18 protein-coding genes are annotated in these 19620 nt (G+C 71.5%); 7 read left to right on the forward strand and 11 right to left on the reverse strand.

Annotated elements, in window-relative coordinates; genetic code table 11:
• Positions 1–149 precede the first annotated feature (149 nt).
• On the forward strand, positions 150–845 hold the full coding sequence (locus OG776_RS27775; protein WP_148013882.1) for a TerB family tellurite resistance protein: 696 nt from the start codon (positions 150–152) through the stop codon (positions 843–845).
• 94 nt (positions 846–939) lie between these two features.
• The gene (locus OG776_RS27780; protein WP_148014140.1) at positions 940–2145 is read left to right on the forward strand and encodes a sialidase family protein; all 1206 of its coding nucleotides are present in this window, start codon (positions 940–942) and stop codon (positions 2143–2145) included.
• Between the two features lie 71 nt (positions 2146–2216).
• Here the strand turns inward: OG776_RS27780 and OG776_RS27785 are convergent, their stop codons facing one another.
• The 5 genes from OG776_RS27785 to OG776_RS27805 are packed head-to-tail and all read right to left on the reverse strand — an operon-like array spanning position 2217 to position 8785.
• Positions 2217–3152, reverse strand: coding sequence for a dihydrodipicolinate synthase family protein (locus tag OG776_RS27785; protein WP_148013881.1), 936 nt, complete (start codon positions 3150–3152; stop codon positions 2217–2219).
• Between the two features lie 9 nt (positions 3153–3161).
• Positions 3162–4220 carry an oligopeptide/dipeptide ABC transporter ATP-binding protein gene (locus OG776_RS27790; protein ID WP_148013880.1) on the reverse strand — a complete coding sequence of 353 codons (1059 nt, stop codon included), beginning with the start codon at positions 4218–4220 and terminating at the stop codon, positions 3162–3164.
• Positions 4217–6178, reverse strand: a complete 1962-nt coding sequence (locus OG776_RS27795) for a dipeptide/oligopeptide/nickel ABC transporter permease/ATP-binding protein (RefSeq protein ID WP_148013879.1) — start codon at positions 6176–6178, stop codon at positions 4217–4219. Before OG776_RS27795 ends, OG776_RS27790 begins: the two co-directional genes overlap by 4 nt.
• Positions 6175–7137: an ABC transporter permease gene (locus tag OG776_RS27800; RefSeq protein ID WP_329322706.1), complete on the reverse strand. Its 963-nt coding sequence runs from the start codon at positions 7135–7137 to the stop codon at positions 6175–6177. Before OG776_RS27800 ends, OG776_RS27795 begins: the two co-directional genes overlap by 4 nt.
• 19 nt (positions 7138–7156) lie before the next feature.
• Positions 7157–8785, reverse strand: coding sequence for an ABC transporter substrate-binding protein (locus OG776_RS27805; protein WP_329322707.1), 1629 nt, complete (start codon positions 8783–8785; stop codon positions 7157–7159).
• A 214-nt stretch (positions 8786–8999) separates the two neighbouring features.
• On the opposite strand from OG776_RS27805, the gene OG776_RS27810 reads away from it, so the two are divergent.
• Positions 9000–9746 (forward strand): FadR/GntR family transcriptional regulator, encoded by a 747-nt coding sequence (locus tag OG776_RS27810; RefSeq protein WP_148014139.1) that lies wholly within the window; start codon positions 9000–9002, stop codon positions 9744–9746.
• A gap of 135 nt (positions 9747–9881) precedes the next feature.
• On the opposite strand, the gene OG776_RS27815 is transcribed toward OG776_RS27810, so the two are convergent.
• Entirely contained in the window at positions 9882–10985 is a 1104-nt protein-coding gene (locus OG776_RS27815) for a hypothetical protein (RefSeq protein WP_148013876.1), read from the reverse strand.
• Between the two features lie 601 nt (positions 10986–11586).
• Here OG776_RS27815 and OG776_RS27820 point away from each other — a divergent pair.
• The 3 genes from OG776_RS27820 (at position 11587) to OG776_RS27830 (ending at position 13526) form a co-directional block, all read left to right on the forward strand.
• Positions 11587–11814, forward strand: coding sequence for a hypothetical protein (locus tag OG776_RS27820; RefSeq protein ID WP_410093426.1), 228 nt, complete (start codon positions 11587–11589; stop codon positions 11812–11814).
• 78 nt (positions 11815–11892) lie between these two features.
• On the forward strand, positions 11893–12639 hold the full coding sequence (gene recO / locus OG776_RS27825; protein ID WP_187286008.1) for a DNA repair protein RecO: 747 nt from the start codon (positions 11893–11895) through the stop codon (positions 12637–12639).
• 41 nt (positions 12640–12680) lie between these two features.
• On the forward strand, positions 12681–13526 hold the full coding sequence (locus OG776_RS27830) for an isoprenyl transferase (RefSeq protein ID WP_148013874.1): 846 nt from the start codon (positions 12681–12683) through the stop codon (positions 13524–13526).
• An 85-nt stretch (positions 13527–13611) separates the two neighbouring features.
• Here OG776_RS27830 and OG776_RS27835 read toward each other — a convergent pair whose 3' ends face one another.
• The 4 genes from OG776_RS27835 to OG776_RS27850 are packed head-to-tail and all read right to left on the reverse strand — an operon-like array spanning position 13612 to position 16742.
• On the reverse strand, positions 13612–14028 hold the full coding sequence (locus OG776_RS27835) for a Fur family transcriptional regulator (protein ID WP_148013873.1): 417 nt from the start codon (positions 14026–14028) through the stop codon (positions 13612–13614).
• 58 nt (positions 14029–14086) lie between these two features.
• The gene (locus tag OG776_RS27840; RefSeq protein WP_148013872.1) at positions 14087–14989 is read right to left on the reverse strand and encodes a metal ABC transporter permease; all 903 of its coding nucleotides are present in this window, start codon (positions 14987–14989) and stop codon (positions 14087–14089) included.
• Positions 14989–15759, reverse strand: coding sequence for a metal ABC transporter ATP-binding protein (locus OG776_RS27845; protein WP_148013871.1), 771 nt, complete (start codon positions 15757–15759; stop codon positions 14989–14991). The genes OG776_RS27840 and OG776_RS27845 overlap by 1 nt, the downstream gene beginning before the upstream one ends.
• 17 nt (positions 15760–15776) lie before the next feature.
• The gene (locus OG776_RS27850) at positions 15777–16742 is read right to left on the reverse strand and encodes a metal ABC transporter substrate-binding protein (protein ID WP_148013870.1); all 966 of its coding nucleotides are present in this window, start codon (positions 16740–16742) and stop codon (positions 15777–15779) included.
• A 165-nt stretch (positions 16743–16907) separates the two neighbouring features.
• Here OG776_RS27850 and OG776_RS27855 point away from each other — a divergent pair, with 165 nt between their 5' ends.
• A complete protein-coding gene (locus OG776_RS27855; protein ID WP_148013869.1) occupies positions 16908–18290 on the forward strand; it encodes a glycine--tRNA ligase in 1383 nt (460 codons plus the stop codon).
• 100 nt (positions 18291–18390) lie between these two features.
• On the opposite strand, the gene OG776_RS27860 is transcribed toward OG776_RS27855, so the two are convergent.
• Positions 18391–19443, reverse strand: coding sequence for a chitinase (locus tag OG776_RS27860; protein ID WP_329322708.1), 1053 nt, complete (start codon positions 19441–19443; stop codon positions 18391–18393).
• Between the last annotated feature and the right edge of the window lie 177 nt (positions 19444–19620).

The raw sequence follows: 19620 nt of genomic DNA on the forward strand, positions 1-19620 counted from the left end.
CCGGGGCGGGCGGGGCCACGTCGGTTACCGGCCAATCCCCGTGAAGATCACGGAGAGGTCTCGTCCGGGGTACTGACTCCGCCTCGACAATGTGGCTAACATCACGCCAGCGCGGCGATGTTGCCGCGGCGTTACGGAGGTGTGCGACGGTGCTGCCAGGGTGGGGACGAAACGGTCGTGCAGTTCAGGTTCCCCGCATCCTGGGCACCCGTACGGCGTGGACCACCATGGGGGACGGCGAGTTCTTCTGCCCCGGCTGCGGAGGCGACCGCAACTACCAGCGCCTCACCGGGCGCCGCCGCTTCACCCTCCTCGGCGTGCCGGTCCTGCCGCGCGGTGAGACCGGTCCCGTCGTCGAGTGCGCCGCCTGCCGCCGCCACTACGGCGCGGACGTCCTCGACCACCCCACCACCACCCGCTTCTCGGCGATGCTCCGCGACGCCGTGCACACCGTCGCGCTCGCCGTGCTCGCCGCGGGCGGCACCTGTTCCCGTACGTCCCTGGAGACCGCCGCCGTCGCGGTGCGCTCGGCCGGGTTCGACGACTGCACCGAGGACCAGCTCGCCGCCCTCGTGGAGGCCCTCGCCGCCGACACGGGCCGGCTCTTCGGGGAACCTTGCGGGGCGGGGCTCGCGATAGAGCTCCACGAGGCGCTGGACCCGCTCGCGCCGCACCTCGCCGCGGCCGGCCGCGAGTCGATCCTGCTCCAGGGGGCCCGGATCGCCCTGGCCGACGGACCGTACACGCCCGCCGAGCGGGACGTGCTGTCCACCGTCGGCGGCGCGCTGACGATCCGCGAGGACGAGGTGACGCGGCTCCTCGTCGCGGCACGCACCCCTTCGTAGACCCCGCCATGGACGCACGGGGCGATCACCCGGGGTAATCTTCTCGCTACCCGACGTGGCACACCGAGGTGTGCGAGGCGAGAGCGAGGCACCCCTGAGACGCAGCCTCGCCGTCGCGCTGACCGTGGGCCTGCTCGCCGCTCCCACCGGTGCCGGCATCGCCTCCGCGGCCACCCGTTCCGGGTCCCCGTGCACCGTCTCCGTCCCCTACACCGCGGGCCGGGACGGCTACGGCACCTTCCGCATCCCGGCCGTCGTCCGGACCGCCGCGGGCACGGTCCTCGCCTTCGCCGAGGGCCGGCACGACGGCGCGGGCGACACGGGGGACATCGACGTCGTCCTCAGACGGTCCGCCGACGGAGGCTGTACGTGGGGACCGCTGACGGTCGTCGCGGCCGGCCACGGGAACACCCGGGGCAACCCGGCCCCCGTCGTGGACCCCCGCAGCGGCCGCGTCGTCCTGCTCACCTGCTTCAACGGCGGTGGGGTGACCGAGGCGCGGATCATGCGGGGCGAGGCCGCGCCGGGGCTCGGCCGCCGTGTCTTCGTCCAGACGAGCGCGGACGACGGCCGCCACTTCTCCGTCCCCCGGGAGATCACCGGGGCGGTGAAGCGGCCGGGGTGGCGGTGGTACGCCACGGGGCCCGGACACGCGATCGCCCTGCGGCACGGCCCGCACGCCGGGCGGCTGGTGGTCCCCGCCGACCACTCCGCCGCGCCGCCGGCCGGCTCCGCCGACACCGGGCGGGAGGCCCGGTACTACGGCGGACACGCCCTCTACAGCGACGACGGAGGGCGGGACTGGCGGCTCGGGTTCGTCGACGACTCCTACGACGGACGGCTCAACGTCAACGAGAGCGGTGTGGCCGAACTGCCCGACGGGCGGCTGTACTTCACCGCTCGGGACCAGAACGGCTCCGCGAGTCCGGGCGGCCACCGGCTCGACGCGTACTCCGCCGACGGCGGACGGACGCTGTCCCGGCCGTACGCCGTCCAGCCGGGACTGAACGAGGTGCCGGTGGTCCAGGGCGGTGTCCTGCAGCCGCCCGGCCGGCGCGCGCCCCTGCTTTTCTCCGGGCCCTCCGGACACCGGGCGCGGCGGGTGATGGCCCTGTGGGGCAGTGGCGACGCGGGGCGCACGTTCACCAGGCTGCTGACCCTGTCCTCGCTTCCGGCCGCGTACTCGGATCTCGTGCCGCTCGGGGGCGGACGGGCCGGGATCCTCTACGAGACGGGCGAGAGGGGCCCGTACACCCGCATCGAGTTCCACCGCGTCACCCTCCCGCGACCGCAGGGCTGACCCCCCGGGACGGGCAGGGGCGGCGGCCGCGAGAAGCCCCTGGAGCCCCCTGGACCCTCCCCGGAGACCCCCTAGAGAAGCCCGGCCGTCGCCAGGTACTTGCCCACCCGCTCCACCTCCGCGTCGGACAGCGGCACCTGCGGCTCCGCCGTCACCGGACAGGAGATCACCCCCCGCAGGTACAGCGCCGCCTTGAACGCGCCGAGCGCGGCCGACCCGCTCCCCATCCGCCCGGCGTCACCGACCCCCACCATCCCGAACAACGCGCACAACCGCTCCTGTTCGGCCCGCGCCCGCTCCCAGTCCCCCTCCCGGCAGAACCGGGCGATCCGTACGTACCCGTGCGGATCCACGTTGGCGAGCCCCGGCACCGCCCCGTCCGCCCCCAGCGCGAGCGCCGAGTCGACCACGAGTTCGGAACCGGTGAGGACGCTGAATCCGGTGACGCCCGGACGGGTCCGCGCACCCGTCACCACCGCGCGGAAACCGCCCAGGTCGCCGCTGGAGTCCTTGAGCCCCGCCAGCGTCCCGTCCGCGGCCAGTTCGAGCACCAGCTCCGCGTCCAGCTTGGTGTGGACGGAGACCGGCAGGTCGTAGGCGAAGACGGGCACGGACGAGCGCGCGGCGATCAGGCGGTAGTGCCGGGCGATCTCCGCCGGATGGGTACGGGCGTAGAACGGCGCCGTGGCCACGACCGCGTCCGCGCCCGCCGCGGTGACCGACGCGACATGGTCGAGCACCCTGGGGGTCGTCATGTCGATGACCCCGGCCAGCAGGGGAAGCCGGCCGCCGAGATGCCCCTTCACCGTCTCCACCACCAGCCGTCGCTGCGTGTCCGTCAGATAGGCCGCCTCCGAGGACGAGCCGAGCACGAACAGCCCGTCGACCCCGGCGTCCACCAGATGGTCCACGAGCCGGACGAGCGAGGGCAGATCCACCTCGCGGTCCGGTGTCAGGGGCGTGCAGACGGGCGGTACGACACCGGTCAGCGGGGCGGGGATCGGCATGGAGGCTCCCTAGGGCTGATGCTGGTGATGCTGGGCCGGGATGCCGGCCACGGGAGGAGAGACCGCCACGGCCTGTGCCACCAGGTCGCGCGTCGACTCGCCCTCCTCCACAGGATGGTGGCACCGGAAGCGGTGTCCGGGGGCCGACGCGGCCGTGAAGCCCGGCATCACGTTCGCGCACTCGGCGTCCGCCTTCCAGCAGCGGGTGCGGAAGGGGCAGCCGGACGGCGGACGGGTGGCCGAGGGCACCGGGCCCGCCAGGGGGATCGGGTCGATCGGCGCCAGCAGACCCGGGGTGGCCGAGAAGAGGGCCCGGGTGTACGGGTGCCGGGCATGGCCGGTGACCTCGGCGGCCGGGGACTCCTCCACGATCCGGCCGAGGTACATCGTGACCACCCGGTCGCTCATCCTGCGCACCGTCTGGATGTCGTGCGAGACGAACACCAGGGCGAGCCCGAGGCGTTCCCTGAGATCCAGCAGGAGGTTGAGGATCTGGGCGCGGACCGACACGTCCAGCGCGCTCGTCGGCTCGTCGGCGACCACCAGGTCCGGGTCCAGCGCCAGGGCGCGCGCGATCGCCACCCGCTGGCGCTGGCCGCCGGAGAGCTGTCCCGGCAGGGCCTCCGCGAGAGCCCGGGGCAGGCCCACCAAGGCCATCAACTCCCGCACCCGCAGCTCGCGTCCGGCCGGTGTGCCGCGCCGGTGCACGTCCAGCGGATCGCGCAGGATCCGCCGTACGGTCAGGCGGCGGTTCAGCGCCGTCGAGGGGTCCTGGAAGATCATGCCCGTGCTGCCGCCGACGGCCGACCGCCGTTCGGCGGCCTTCATCGACCACAGGTCGCGGCCCCCGAACGTCACCGTGCCGGACGTCGGCCGCTGGACGCCCACCAGCACCTTCGCGAGCGTCGACTTGCCGCAGCCGGACTCACCGACGACCCCGACCGTCTCGCCGGGCGCGACGGCGAGATCGACGCCGGTCAGGGCGTACACCCGGTCGCGGGCGAACGGACCGCCGCTGCGGGCGCGGTGCACGACGTGGGTGTCCGCGAGCCGGACGAGTGCGGTCATGAGACGGTCTCGCTCTCCGTGGTCGTCAGCTCCACCGCCGGGTGATGGCACGCCGCCGTGTGCGCCGTGGTGCCCAGCAGCCCGGGTCTCGTCGTCCGGCACACCTCGGTCGCCGACGGACAGCGGTCGGCGAACCGGCAGCCCGCCGGGAAGCCGGCGGGGGAGGGCACGACCCCCTTGATCTGGGTCAGCCGCGCGGCCGCCGACTCCAGGGACAGGACACTGCCCAGCAGACCGCGCGTGTAGGGGTGGGCGGGAGACCGGACCAGGTCCGCCGTCACGCCCGTCTCCACGATCCGGCCGCCGTACATCACCACCACCCGGTCCGTGACGTCCGCGACGAGGGCCAGATCGTGCGAGACCAGGACCAGGGCGAAGCCCAGTTCCTCGCGCAGCCGCAGCAGCAGCGTGATGATCTGCGCCTGGACGGTGACGTCGAGGGCGGTCGTCGGTTCGTCCGCGACGATCACCCGGGGGTCCCGGGAGAGGGCCATCGCGATCAGGACGCGCTGGCGCTGGCCGCCGGAGAGTTCGTGGGGGTAACTGGGCAGGGTGCGCTCCGCGTCGAGGCCGACCAGCGCCAGCAACGCGGCGGGGGAGCGCCGGCCGCCCCTGCGCACCACCTGCCTCAGCTGTGCCCGGATCGTCATGGCGGGGTTCAGCGACGACAGCGCGTCCTGGTAGACCATCGCCATCTCGTGGCCCAGGAGCCGTCGCCGCACCCGCATCGGCTCGCCCGCCAGCTGCCTCCCGTCGAAGAGGATCCGGCCGCGCACCCTGGCTCCGGGCGGCTCCAGGCCCATCACGGCGAGCGCCGTCAGCGACTTCCCGCACCCCGACTCCCCGACCACGCCGAGGACCTCACCGGGGCGCACCTCGAAACCGATGCCGTCGACGATGTCCACGCCGCCGTGCCGGGCGGGGAAGCCGACGGAGAGGTCCTCGACGCGGAGCACCGGCGGGCCGGTGGGCAGGGGACGGGCCCGGGAGCGCAGCCGGGCCGCGGCCTCCGCGAGACCGGGCAGTTCGAGGACCGTCCCGCTGCCCGGTTCGGGGGTCTCCAGCCGGTCCCCGGCGCTCTCCACCTCCCGCGTGGGCGGCGCCGCCCACGCGTCGGACACCCCCTCGGAGAGGATGTTCAGGGACAGCACGGTGACGAGCATCAGCAGGCCGGGGAAGACCGTCGCCCACCAGCCGCCGGTCAGCACCATGTTCTTGCCGTCCGCGATGACACTGCCCCAGGAGGGGTCCGGCGGCCGGACGCCCGCGCCGATGAAGGACAGCGACGCCTCGAAGACGATGGCCTCCGCGACCTGGACCGTGCAGAACACGAGGACGGGAGCCGCGCAGTTGACGGCCACGTGCCGCAGCACGATGTGGGGTGTGCGGGCGCCGATGACCCGCTCGGCCGTCACGTAGTCCTCGCCGTACTGGTCGAGCACGTTCGCCCGGACGACCCTGGCCACCGGCGGGGTGAACAGGAACGCGATCGCGCAGATCAGGACCGCGATGCCGCCGCCGAAGACCGCGACCAGGACGGCGGCCAGCGCGATGCCGGGAAACGCCATCACCACGTCGAGACAGCGCATCAGGGTCTCGTCGACCGCCTTGCGGGAGGTCGCCGCGACCGCGCCGAGGAGCGCGCCGACGACCAGGGCCAGCACGGTGGCGCCGAGCCCGATCGCGAGGGACCAGCGGGCGCCGTACATCAGCCGGCTCAGGAGGTCCCGGCCGAGGCTGTCCTGGCCCATCCAGTGGGCGGCCGAGGGATGCCCGCTGCCGTCGGTCCGCGGCTGCTGGTCGAGCGGGTCGTGCGGGGCGAGCAGCGGGGCGAACAGGGCGAGCAGGACGACGAGCGCCAGGAAGCAGACGGCGATCCGGGACAGGACGGGGAGCCGGCGCAGCCGGATGCCGGGGCGGGACAGGACGGCCGCGAGACTCTTGCGCGTGGTGATCATCGGGCGGCGTCCCTCAGGCGGGGGTTGACCAGCAGATACAGGATGTCGATGAGGAGGTTCACGACCACGAAGCCGGCGGCCGTGGTCAGGACGACGCCCTGGACGACGGCCGGGTCGCCGTTCTGCACGGCGTCGATCATCAGCTTCCCCATCCCGGGCAGCGAGAAGATCGTCTCGATGACGACCGCGCCGCCCAGCAGATAGCCGACCCGCAGACCCAGCACGGTCAGGGGGTTGATCAGCGCGTTGCGGAGCACGTTCCGTCCGACCACGACCAGCGGCGGCAGCCCGCTGCCGACCGCCGTGCGCACGTAGTCCTTGTCCAGTTCCTCGACCACGGCCGTACGGACGACCCGGGTGAGCTGCGCGGCGACCGGCAGCGACAGCGCGAGGGCCGGCAGGGTCATGGTCCGCAGCCAGCCGCCCGGTGAGTCACCGGGGTTGACGTATCCGCCGGCCGGGAACCAGCCCCGGTCCACGGCCAGGTACTGGATCATCAGCAGCGCGAGCCAGAATCCCGGTGCGGCGACACCGGTCAGCGACACGACCCGGATGATCTGGTCGGGCAGCCGGTCGCGGTGGAGGGCGGCGGTGACCCCGCCGAGCAGCGCGAGCACCACCGCGATGCCCAGGCCCAGGAAGGTCAGCTGGAGGGTGAGCGGCAGCGCGGTGGTGACCTGGTCGACGACCGGTGCCCGGGTCAGCGCACTGGTGCCCAGGTCGCCGTGGAGCAGGTCGCCGACGAAGTGGACGTAGCGGACGGGGAGGGGGTCGAGCAGGCCGTTGCGCTCCCGGAAGTCGTGCAGCTGCCGCGGTGTGGGGCTGGCGCCCTGGAAGAACGCGGAGGCCGGGTCGACGTCCGAGAAGCGCATCACCAGGAAGACGAAGAGCACGATGCCGAGCAGCAGCGGGACGAGCAGGGCGATCCGGCGGGCCAGGATGCGGACGACGGCCGTCATCGGTGAACTCCCCTGTGCGTCATGCCCATGTGGCCTGGAGGAGGTTGATCCCGGGGTAGGGCTGGGCCCTGATCCCGGAGAGCCTGCGGGGGTCCCAGGCCGTCATCAGCTCGTTGTGGACCACCGGGTAGAGCACGGCCTGTTCGGCGACGACGTCGACGTAGTCCTGGATCATCGCCTTCTTCCGGTCGGGGTCGGGCTCGCGCGTCGCCCGGTCCATGTCCTTGAAGAGCTGCCGGGCGACCGGGTCGTCGGCCCAACGGGCGTACTGCATCCAGAGGTTCCGCGGGCCGTAGTTGTAGTGCATGATCAGGTCGGCGTCGAGTCCGAACTGGTTGGGGTTCGAGGCGGCGGCGACGACCTGGTAGTCCTGTTTCTGGTCCATCTTGGTGAACACGGCCGTCGTCTCCTGCGGCGCGAGCGTGGTCTCGACGCCGATCGCGTCCCAGGACGCCTTGAGGGTCGGCAGACAGTCCACGATCCAGCTGACGTTGACCGCCAGGACCTCGATCCTGAGCCCCGTGACCCCGGCGGCCTTCAGGAGCTTCTTCGCCTTCTCGGGGTCGTACGTGTACACGGTCTTCGCGGACCGGTAGGCGGGATTGCCCTCGTTGAGGAACGAACTCGACGGCCTGCCGTGCCCCCTGAGGGCGACCTCGACCATCTTGCCGGTGTCGACGGCGTAGTGCAGCGCCTGACGCACCCGTACGTCGTCGAAGGGCTTGTGCCGGGTGTTGAACATCAGGAAGAGGTTGTTCATCCCGGCGCCTCCCCGGACGCTCAGGCCGCTTTTCCCGAGCTGCTCGATGTTGGCGTACGGGATGTTGTCCGCGATCTGCGCGCCGGCGTCGGCGCCCGAGATCCGTGCGACGCGCGGCGCGGCGTCCACGATCGTCAGCCAGTTCATCCGCTTGAAGGCGGGCGGCCGGGGGCCGTTGTAGCCGGCGAAGGCCTCGAAGGTGGTGTTCGACTTGGGGTGGTGCGCGGTCTGCCGGTACGGCCCGGAGCCGACGGCCTTGCCCTTGATCGCGTCGTCCCAGGCGCCCGGCAGGGAGAAGACGTGCCGCGGCATGATCTTCGCCAGGGTGAGCCGGGAAAGGCCGTCCGGGAAAGGGAACTTGAGGATCAGCTCGACCGTCGAGGCGTCGATCCGGCGGACCTCCTTCAGCCAGCTCTCGAAGAACCCCTTGGCGAGGGTCTGGGTCTTCGGGTCGAGAATCCGGTCGAAGACGAAGACCACGTCGTCGGCGGTGACGGGTCGGCCGTCGTGGAAGGTCGCCCCGGCCCGCAGCGTGAACCGCCACGTGGTGCCGGTGAGGTCGGAGGGGACCTCGGTGGCCAGCGCCGCGTAGGGCTCCCGCGAGATCGGGTCGGTGTCGATCAGACCCTCGTAGATGTGCTGGTTGGCGGCCATGGAGAAGGCGGACGCGGTCTGGGTCGGGTCCCAGCTGCCGTCGTTCCCGTAGCCGATGACCGCGGTGAGCGTGGCGTCCTTGCCGCCCTTCCCGCCGCCGGTGTCGTTGGTGGACTGCGGGCCGGACGAACACGCGGCCAGCGACGAGGAGAGGGCGGCGGCCGCGCCGAGCGCGCCCGTGTACTTCAGGAACGACCGGCGGTGCGGCGCCGGGAGGTCGGTCACGTCGCGCACGGTTCCTCCAGTGGGGAGAGGTGGTCCGGGAGGCGGAGATACGACGTCCTACGTCATGGGGGCAGCGTGACCATAGGAGGGGCCGTGAGGGCGGTCAAGGGGTCGCACACGAATGGCGTATCTTCCAGAGGTGCGACCAATAAAGGCTTGACATATGGGTAGTTGGTGCTGAATCCGCCCGGAGGTGGAACGTCGGATGTCCAGTGAGCGTACGATGCGGCGCATGGCCGAGGAGACCGGGAGCCGGCGCAGGCCCGAGCGCCGGGTGAGCAGCCAGATCCAGCGCGAGGTCATGCAGCTGATCCTCGACCGCAGGCTCCGGGCGGGCGCTCCGCTGCCCACCGAGACGGAACTGATGAACGATCTCGGGGTCAGCCGCAACTCCGTGCGGGAGGCCCTGAAGGCCCTGCAGGCGCTCGACATAGTCGATATCCGGCACGGTTACGGGACCTACGTCGGCCAGGCCTCCCTGACGCCGTTCGTCGACGGTCTCACCTTCCGCACGCTCGCCCGGCGGGACGACACGGACGAGACCGGGGCGCTGGCGGAGATCCTCCAGGTCCGCGAGGTGCTGGAGGAGGGGCTGGTGCACCGGGTCGCGGCGGTGCTCACAGAGGCGGAACTCGACCGGCTCGAAGCCGTGGTGGCCGACATGGAGGAGGCGGGCCGGGCCGGCCGTCCCTTCCCCGAACTCGACCGGGAATTCCACGAACTGCTCTACGCCCCGCTGGGAAACGCGCTGGTGCCGCAGCTGCTCGGCGCCTTCTGGACGGTGTTCAGCCGGGTCGCGGGCGTCCGCGGCTGGACGGACGATCCGGCACCCGAGGTGACCGTCCGCCGCCACCGGGACATCGTCACGGCGCTGCGCGCCCGCGACGTCGGAGCCGCGCAGCGCGCGATGGCCGACCATTTCCGCGGGATCGAGGCGAGGGCGGCACAGGAGTCGCGCGGCGTGGGCTGAACCCCGCCTCCCGGGGCCGGACGGGAAGGGGCGGGGCGCGGAGCCGGGCCCCGCGTCCCGGGGCGGCCTCGGCCCAGGACCGGGAAGGCCGTGCCCCGGCCCGCGGTCACGGAGCCGCGCCGGCCGGACCGTCGCTCAGGCGTCGAGCCGCCACACCTGGATTTCCTTCGTGTCCTCGGCGACCGTGCACCAGCTGCCGTCGCCCAGGGCCAGCGGAACGCCGGACACCGGGAACGGGTAGCCGACCTCGCCGAGCAGCCGCATGTCGCGCACGTCGACCAGCCAGTGCCGCCCGGCCCCGAACTCCTCGTCCGCCTCGACCGTGCCCGTGATGACGGTGTGCTCGTCGAGGAAGCCGGCGTAGTAATCCCAGTGCACCTCGGGCTCGTCGTTCTCCGCCGGGAGCGCGGGGTGGGGCGGGACGGCCTCCTCGGCGTCCAGCTCGGCGACGACCGAGCCGTCCGCGACCCGGTGCAGGGCGAGGAGCTCCTGATAGTGGGTGACCGTCAGGAAGTGCTCGCCGGACGGGCTCACCGAGAGCAGTATCCGGTCGTCGTCACCGATCCGCTCGACGGAGAGCCGCTCGCCGTCCCAGCGCCCCCACAGCAGCGGCACTCCGTCCTGACCCTCGCCGACGCTCAGCCCCATCTGTCCGGGGTCCGGGTGCGACACGTGGTCCGAACCGGCCGCCACCGTCTGCGCGTCCACCTCCGCGAGCACCGTCCCGTCGGCGGCGTCGAGCACCAGCCACTCGTCGAGCACCTCCGGGTCCTCGCCGCCCTCGGCCAGGGGGCCGCGGACATGCGCCCACACGAGCTTGCCGTCCGCCGAGAAGACCGCGGAACCACTGTCGGCGTACAAGTGGGCGCGGCTGTCGGTGTATTCGTCGACCGAGGTGTGCAACTCCCGGCAACCGCCCTCCCAGCAGCCGTGCCGCACCTCCCACAGGGTCGTGCCCCGCCGGTCCACCGCCCGTATCGCGTGCACACCGGCGAAGACCGCGACGTCGCGCCGCGGGGCGACCGTGCGGGTGCCGAACCGGCGCCGCCACGGCGCCGGGAACCGTACCGGCGCGGCCTCGCCCGCGAGCGCGTCGGCCAGGTCGTACGCGGCGAGTTGGGTGTCGTCGCTCTGCAGGACGAGGGTCCGGTCCGGCAGGCACAGCACGTCCGGATCGCCGGCGGTCGCCGAATCCAGCGGGCCGGCGAGCGTGGTGACGAGACGGGCGCTCGCGGACATGGTTCCTCCAGTGCGCGTGATGCGAGACGGCGTTGGGTGCACAGTACGGCCGCCCGCCGACAACTCCGCACGCGCCCGCCCCCGCGCACCCGCCCGGCGCGCGGCGGCCCTCGCCCGGCCCGACGGCGGCGGCCGGTCCGTACGGCCGGGAGCCGGAGCGCGTCGTGGAATTCCCCCTACCGGACGCGGGCCTTCGCACTTACCCGGACGTGGCCCGTAGCACTCGAAAGGACCATCGGTTCCGAGATTTTCTCGAATAGCGGTGACGCATCCGAACGTGTTTTGCGAATGGGCCGTTCGAGCTGTCCGGCGTGGCTTCGGAAAAACCTCGCGCACCCTCTGCCGCGCACGCTCCACCACAGGTCAAACGCCCTGTGAAGGCCAGTACTTGTGAAAGAGGGACTCCTGCCGAGTGTAGGCGCGCGGTGGCGGCCGGGAGGCCCGAAGCGTGAAACTCGGGAAGTGCGGGGAACAGGGTGAGAGCACAGCACTCGGCGCCCCGCGCCGAAGAGGCGGAGGTAACGGTGAAGGAATTGCGGGCAGTGCGGGAGAGAGCCGGAATTGCGTCACCGCCGTGCCGGGCCGGCCGGGCGGCACTGCGGTGAGGCCGCCGCCGGGGCCGCCGGTCGGTTCGTACGCCGTGGACGTGGACAGCGGAAAGGTGGGGATGGTCATGGGACACGTGGGGCCCTACGTCCAGCTGAGGCCGCTCGGCGGCGGCCGGGAGTGGGACTGCGATCCGGGCGCGGTACGCCGGGCCACCCCGGCGGAACGGCTCAGCGCGGCCACCGCCTACGCCAACGCACGCAGCCGCGGCGAGGTCCCCTGAAGGGGGGCGGGGGAGCGGGCGGGACGAAAGGGGACCGGCCGGGCCGGTCCGCGGGCGCCGTAGGCGAGAATGGACCCCATGAGTCTGTTCCGCGACGACGGCATCGTGCTGCGCACCCAGAAGCTGGGTGAGGCGGACCGGATCATCACGTTGCTCACGCGCGGTCACGGCCGGGTACGGGCCGTGGCGCGCGGCGTACGGCGCACCAAGTCGAAGTTCGGGGCGCGCCTCGAACCCTTCTCCCATGTGGACGTGCAGTTCTTCGCACGCGGCAGCGAGCTGATCGGGCGCGGCCTGCCGCTGTGCACGCAGAGCGAGACGATCGCCCCGTACGGCGGCGGGATCGTGACGGACTACGCGCGGTACACGGCCGGGACGGCCATGCTGGAGACCGCCGAGCGGTTCACGGACCACGAGGGGGAGCCCGCGGTGCAGCAGTACCTGCTGCTGGTCGGCGGGCTCCGCACGCTGGCCCGCGGTGAGCACGAACCGCACCTCGTCCTCGACGCCTTCCTGCTGCGCTCCCTCGCCGTGAACGGCTACGCGCCCAGTTTCAGCGCCTGCGCCAAGTGCGGGATGCCGGGGCCGAACCGGTTCTTCTCGGTCGCCGCGGGAGGTTCCGTCTGCGTCGACTGCCGGGTGCCCGGCAGCGTCGTACCCTCGGCGGGGGCCCTCGAACTCCTGAGCGCACTGCTCACGGGAGACTGGGAGACCGCGGACGCGTGCGAGCCGCGGTTCGTCCGGGAGGGCAGCGGGCTGGTCTCGGCCTATCTGCACTGGCACCTGGAGCGCGGGCTGCGCTCGCTGCGGTACGTCGAGAAGTGATGCAGGGCAACAGACGCAGGACTGAGGGAGACGAGAGACACATGGTGGTACGCGGGTTCCTGGGGCGCCAGCGCCGCGAGTACGAGACGCCAGAGCCGCACCCGTCGGGGGCCCGGGCGCCGAAGCTCCCCGGTGAGCTGATCCCCAACCACGTGGCGATCGTCATGGACGGCAACGGCCGCTGGGCCAAGGAGCGCGGGCTGCCCCGCACCGAGGGGCACAAGATCGGCGCCGAGCGGGTGCTGGACGTGCTGCAGGGCGCGATCGAGGCCGGGGTCGGGGCCATCTCCCTGTACGCGTTCTCCACCGAGAACTGGAAGCGTTCGCCCGACGAGGTGCGCTTCCTGATGAACTTCAACCGCGACTTCATCCGCAAGACCCGTGACCAGCTCGACGCGCTCGGGATCCGGGTGCGCTGGGTGGGCCGGATGCCCAAGCTGTGGAAGTCGGTCGCCAAGGAGCTCCAGGTCGCCCAGGAGCAGACCAAGGACAACGACCGGCTCACCCTGTACTTCTGCATGAACTACGGCGGCCGCGCGGAGATCGCGGACGCGGCACAGGCCTTGGCGGAGGACGTGCGGGCGGGCCGGCTCGACCCGGACAAGGTCACCGAGAAGACCTTCGCGAAGTACCTGTACTACCCGGACATGCCGGACGTGGACCTGTTCCTGCGGCCCAGCGGCGAGCAGCGCACCTCCAACTACCTGCTCTGGCAGAGCGCCTACGCCGAGATGGTCTTCCAGGACGTCCTGTGGCCGGACTTCGACCGCCGTGACCTGTGGCGTGCGTGCGTGGAGTTCGCCCAGCGCGACCGCCGCTTCGGGGGCGCCGTCCCGAACGAGGAACTGCTCGCGATGGAGCGGGACATGAGGGGCGACGGGTCGTAGGACCTGCCGCCCGTTCCCGAGGACGTGGACCGGTTGCGGGCGATCCCCGACCGCGACCGGACGCGCGTCCGATCCCCTCCGGGGCTCAGGTGTTCGCCGCGGCGCAGTCCGCGCAGGTGCCGAAGATCTCCACCGTGTGCGCGACGTTCACATAGCCGTGTTCCGCGGCGATCGCCTCCGCCCACTTCTCGACGGCCGGGCCCTCCACCTCCACCGCCTTGCCGCAGACCCGGCAGACGAGGTGGTGGTGGTGCTCGCCGGTGGAGCAACGGCGGTAGACGGACTCGCCGTCGGAGGTGCGCAGCACGTCCACCTCACCGGCGTCGGCGAGGTTCTGCAGTGTGCGGTACACGGTGGTGAGCCCGACGGAGTCACCCTTGTGCTTGAGCATGTCGTGGAGCTCCTGCGCACTGCGGAACTCGTCCACCTCGTCGAGTGCCGCCGCCACGGCGGCACGCTGCCGGGTGGAGCGGCCCCGTACGGGCGATCCAGCGGTAGTCACCGTTGCCTCCTCACGTCTGCCCTTGCCCGGCCATTGTGCCAGTCCGGACTGTGCGTGGTCAGACGCCGACCTTGCGTTCCGGGACCCGGCCGGCCGGAATCACGCACTCCGCCGGGTCCGCGGGTGTTCGCCCCTCCGCCGCGGCGCGCGCCCGGCGCCGGGCGAGCGGTGTCGCCAGCAGCGTCAGCGCGATGAACGCCCCGATGGTCAGCAGGACGATCGTCGCGCCGGGCGGCACGTCCTGGTAGAACGAGGTCACCGTCCCGCCGATCGTCACGCTCACCCCGATCGCCACGGCGATCGCGAAGGTGGCGACGAAGCTGCGGCTGAGCTGCTGGGCCGCCGCGACCGGGACCACCATCAACGCGCTGACCAGCAGCAGGCCGACGACGCGCATGGCGACCGTCACCGTGACCGCCGCGGTGACGGCGGTGAGCAGGTTCAGGGCGCGCACCGGGAGTCCCGTCACCCGCGCGAACTCCTCGTCCTGGCTGACCGCGAACAACTGCCGGCGCAGTCCCACGGTGACCAGCACCACGAAGGCCGCCAGCAGGCAGATCGCCGTCACGTCGGACTGGCTGACCGTCGAGAGCGAGCCGAAGAGGTACGAGGTGAGGTTGGCGTTCGAGCCGGCCGGCGCGAGGTTGATGAACATGACGCCGCCCGCCATGCCGCCGTAGAAGAGCATGGCCAGCGCGATGTCGCCGCGCGTCCTGCCGTACCAGCGGATCAGCTCCATGATCACGGCGCCCAGCACGGAGACGGCCGTCGCCATCCACACCGGGTTGGCCGCCAGCAGGAAGCCGAGGCCGACGCCCGTCATCGCCACATGGCCGATGCCGTCGCCCATGAGGGCCTGGCGGCGCTGGACGAGGTAGATGCCGACGGCGGGCGCGGTGATGCCCACCAGGACGGCGGCGAGCAGCGCCCGCTGCATGAAGGCGTAGTCGAAGATCTCCATCAGCTCAGCAGTCCCGTCCGGATCGGTTCGGCGTCGTGAGCCGTGTGCGGGTGTACGTGGTCGTGGCCGGGGAGCGCGTGCTGGCCCACCGCGGCCGGGGGCGGTCCGTCGTGCAGGACGCAGCCGTCGCGCAGTACGACCGCGCGGTCGATCAGCGGCTCCAGCGGGCCCAGTTCGTGGAGGACGAGCAGGACCGTCGTGCCGGCGGCCACCTGCTGCCTGAGCGTTCGCGCCAGCACCTCCTGGCTCGCCAGGTCGACGCCCGCCATCGGCTCGTCCATGATCAGCAGTTCGGGTTCGGAGGCCAGCGCGCGGGCGATCAGCACCCGCTGGTGCTGCCCGCCGGAGAGCGCGTTCACGGAGTCCTTGGCGCGGTCCGCCATGCCGACGAGCTCCAGGGCGTGCCGTACGGCCTCGTGGTCGGCCCGGCGCAGCACGCCGAAGCGGGCGCGGGACAGCCGGCCGGAGGCGACGATCTCGGTGACCGTGGCGGGCACCCCGCCGGCCGCGGTCGTGCGCTGCGGGACGTACCCCACGCGCCGCCACTCGCGGAAGCGGTGCCGCGGTGTGCCGAAGAGCTCGATCTCGCCTCCGGCGACCGCCACCTGACCGATGACGCTGCGCACGGCCGTCGACTTGCCGGACCCGTTCGCGCCGAGCAGCGCGACGACCTCACCGCGGTGCACGGTGAGATCGATGCCGCGCAGGACCCGGCGCGAGCCCAGGTCGGCGGTGACACCGCGCAGGGAAATGACCGGCTCGGTCGTCATGCCGTCCTCCGTAGGGATCATCGCTCGGCGCCCAGAGCCGTCCGCAGCGCCTTCAGGTTGGACTCCATGACCTGGAAGTAGTCGTCGCCCCGGGACTTCGGGGTGATGCCCTCGATCGGGTCGAGGACGTCCGTCCTGAGCCTCGCGTCGCCGGCGATGGTCTTCGCGGTCTTGTCGCTGACGAGCGTCTCGTAGAAGACCGTCGAGACGCCGTCGGCCTCCGCCATCCTCTCAAGTCCCTTCACCCGGTTCGCGCTGGGCTCCGACTCGGGGTCGAGGCCGTTGATGGCCTCCTCGGTGAGGCCGTAGCGCTCGGCGAGGTAGCCGAAGGCGGCGTGGGTGGTGATGAAGGTCTTGGTCCTGGTGTTCCGCAGCCCGTCGGCGAACGTCTTGTCCAGCGCTCCCAGCCTCTCGACCAGCGCGGCGGTGTTCTTCCGGTAGTCGGCGGCGTGCTTCGGGTCGGCCTTCTCCAGGCCCTTGCCGACGCCCCGGGCGACCTCGGCGTACCTCACCGGGTCGAGCCAGATGTGCGGGTCGGTGCCGCCGGTCTCCTCGCCCTCGCCGTCGTCGTGGGCGGCGGCGTGCCCGCCGACCTCGTTGCCGTGCTTCTCCAGCGTGGTCAGCGACGCCGCGTCGATCTTCGTACCGACCTGGGACTGCGCGACGGCGGTGTCGACGGCCGGCTGGAGGCCCTTGAGGTAGACGATGGCGCCGGCCTTCTCCAGCCGCATGGTCTGCCGGACGCTGATCTCCAGGTCGTGCGGCTCCTGGCCGGGCTCGGTCAGGCTCGTCACGCGCACGTGCGTCCCGCCGATCTGATCGGCGAGGTACTGCATCGGATAGAACGACGCCACGACGTCGAGCTTCCCGCCGCTCGTGCCGTCGGCGGCCGCGGAACCGGAGCAGGCGGAGAGGGTGCCGAGACCGAGGGTGGTGGCCGCCAGTGCCGCGGACCCGGATATGAGGCGTCGTCGTACGTTCATGACAGTCATTTTCAACAAACTTGGAAACGATTGTCAACAAGCCCTCGGTAAGTGCTCGGTGAACGACGGGACGAGCGGAGTCGTCACCGAACCGATTTGATACGAGGGTGGGCCGCGCCGGTAACCTGAGTCATTCGCGCCGTCCGTCGTACTGAAGAGAGCATCGTGGCCGCCGACAAGATCGACACCATCGTCAGCCTGAGCAAGCGCCGTGGCTTCGTTTTCCCCTGTAGTGAGATCTACGGCGGACAGCGCGCCGCCTGGGACTACGGCCCGCTCGGCGTCGAGCTCAAGGAGAACATCAAGCGTCAGTGGTGGCGCTACATGGTCACCTCCCGTGAGGACGTCGTCGGCCTCGACTCGTCGGTGATCCTGGCCACCGAGGTCTGGGTCGCGTCGGGTCATGTCGCGACCTTCACCGACCCGCTCACCGAGTGCACCTTCTGCCACAAGCGCTACCGCGCCGACCACCTGGAGGAGGCGTACGAGGCGAAGCACGGCCGCCTGCCCGAGCACGGCCTCACCGACCTGAACTGCCCCAACTGCGGCAACAAGGGCACCTTCACCGAGCCCAAGCAGTTCTCGGGCCTGCTCTCCACCCACCTCGGCCCCACGCAGGACAGCGGCTCCGTCGCCTACCTGCGCCCCGAGACCGCGCAGGGCATCTTCACCAACTTCGCCTCGGTGCAGCAGACTTCCCGCCGCAAGCCGCCGTTCGGCATCGCGCAGATGGGCAAGTCCTTCCGCAACGAGATCACGCCCGGCAACTTCATCTTCCGCACCCGCGAGTTCGAGCAGATGGAGATGGAGTTCTTCGTCAAGCCGGGCGAGGACGAGAAGTGGCAGGACTTCTGGATGCAGGAGCGCTGGAACTGGTACACCGGCCTCGGTCTCCGTGAGGAGAACATGCGCTGGTACGAGCACCCGGCCGAGAAGCTCTCGCACTACTCCAAGCGGACCGCCGACATCGAGTACCGCTTCCAGTTCGGCGGCAACGAGTGGGGCGAGCTGGAAGGCGTCGCCAACCGCACGGACTACGACCTGTCGGCGCACTCCAAGGCGTCGGGCCAGGACCTGTCCTACTTCGACCAGGAGGCCGGCGAGCGCTGGACCCCCTACGTCATCGAGCCCGCCGCCGGTGTCGGCCGCGCGATGCTGGCCTTCCTCCTCGACGCGTACGTCGAGGACGAGGCCCCCAACGCCAAGGGCAAGATGGAGAAGCGCACGGTGCTGCGCCTCGACCCGCGCCTCGCGCCGGTCAAGGTCGCCGTCCTCCCGCTCTCCCGCAACCCGGAGCTGTCGCCCAAGGCGAAGGGCCTGGCCACGGCGCTGCGCCAGCACTGGAACATCGACTTCGACGACGCCGGCGCCATCGGCCGCCGCTACCGTCGTCAGGACGAGATCGGCACGCCGTTCTGCGTCACCGTCGACTTCGACACCCTCGAGGACAACGCGGTGACGGTCCGCGAGCGCGACTCGATGAAGCAGGAGCGCGTCTCGCTGGACCAGATCGAGGGCTACCTCGCGTCCCGCCTGATCGGCTGCTGACCGCCGCTGCCGCCTGACCGGCGGCGGCCGGCCGGCCGCCGCCCGCGGACGACGAAGGCCCGCGCCCCCGTGCACACGGGGGGCGGGCCTTCGTGCTGTCTCAACGTCCTTGCAACGCCTTCACGTTGTCCCCGAACGTCCAGTTCTTCGAGCCGTCCCAGTTGACCGACCACGTCATCAGACCCTTGAGCGAGGTCCCGTAGTGGCGCCACGCCTGGGAGACGAGGCTCGGTGACATGTAGCCGCCGCCCGCCCCGGACTGGGCCGGCAGGCCGGGAACCTGCTTGTCGTAGGGCACCTTGACGGTGGTGCCCTGGACGACCAGTCCCTTGTTCAGGCAGTCCGTCTGCGCGACGAAGCCCTGGACGGTGCCCGCGGAGTACGAGTCGCCGGAGCAGCCGTACATGCTGCCGTTGTAGTACTGCATGTTCAGCCACCACAGCCGGCCGTTGTCCGCGTACTTCTTCACGATCGGCAGATACGCGCCCCAGATCGAGCCGTACGTGATGCTGCCGCCGGTGACGTAGGCCGTCTCCGGCGCCATCGTCAGGCCGAAGTTCGACGGCATACGGGCCAGCACGCCGTCGATGATGCGGATCAGGTTGGCCTGGGAGGCGGAGAGCTGCCCGATGTTCCCGCTGCCGACCAGACCGGTCTCGATGTCGATGTCGATCCCGTCGAAGTTGTACTTCTGCAGGATGGGCACGATCGTCGACACGAACCGGTCCGCGACCGCGGAGGAGCTGAGGTCGATCCCGGCCGCCGCCCCGCCGATGGACAGCAGGAGCGTCTGGCCGGCCGCCTTCGCCGCGCACATCTCCGTGGGCGTCGCGACCTTCACGCCCGCGTCCATCCCGTTCTCCCACAGGGCGGTGCCGTCGGAGCGGATGACGGGGAAGGCCGCGTCGAGCACGTTGTAACCGTGGGCGGCGATACGGGAGTCGGTGATCGGGGTCCAGCCGAAGGGCGGGTGGACGCCGTTGGCGGAGCCGTCCCAGTTCTCCCAGTAGCCCTGGAGGACCTTGCCGGCGGGGCGGGACTTCACGGCGCAGGTGTCGGCCGCGGAGGCGGTGGGGGCGGCGGCGACCGAGAGCGGGGCGAGGACGGCGGCCGCCAGCGCGACGGCGAGCAGGCGCAACTTCCGGCGGATCATGCGGGGCCTCCTGGAGTGGGGGACGCGGAGGGGCGTGTCGCATGCATGACAGTGCGGCGGTCCAGACCTGTCGTCAATAGGTCTGGACCAAATTGACCGAGGGGTGACGCGTAACAGATGACAGCTGACAGATATTGAAATCTGTCAGCTGTCATGCCAAGCTGAATACGGGTCGCC

It is taken from the genome of Streptomyces sp. NBC_01689 (assembly GCF_036250675.1).
Lineage (GTDB): Bacteria > Actinomycetota > Actinomycetes > Streptomycetales > Streptomycetaceae > Streptomyces.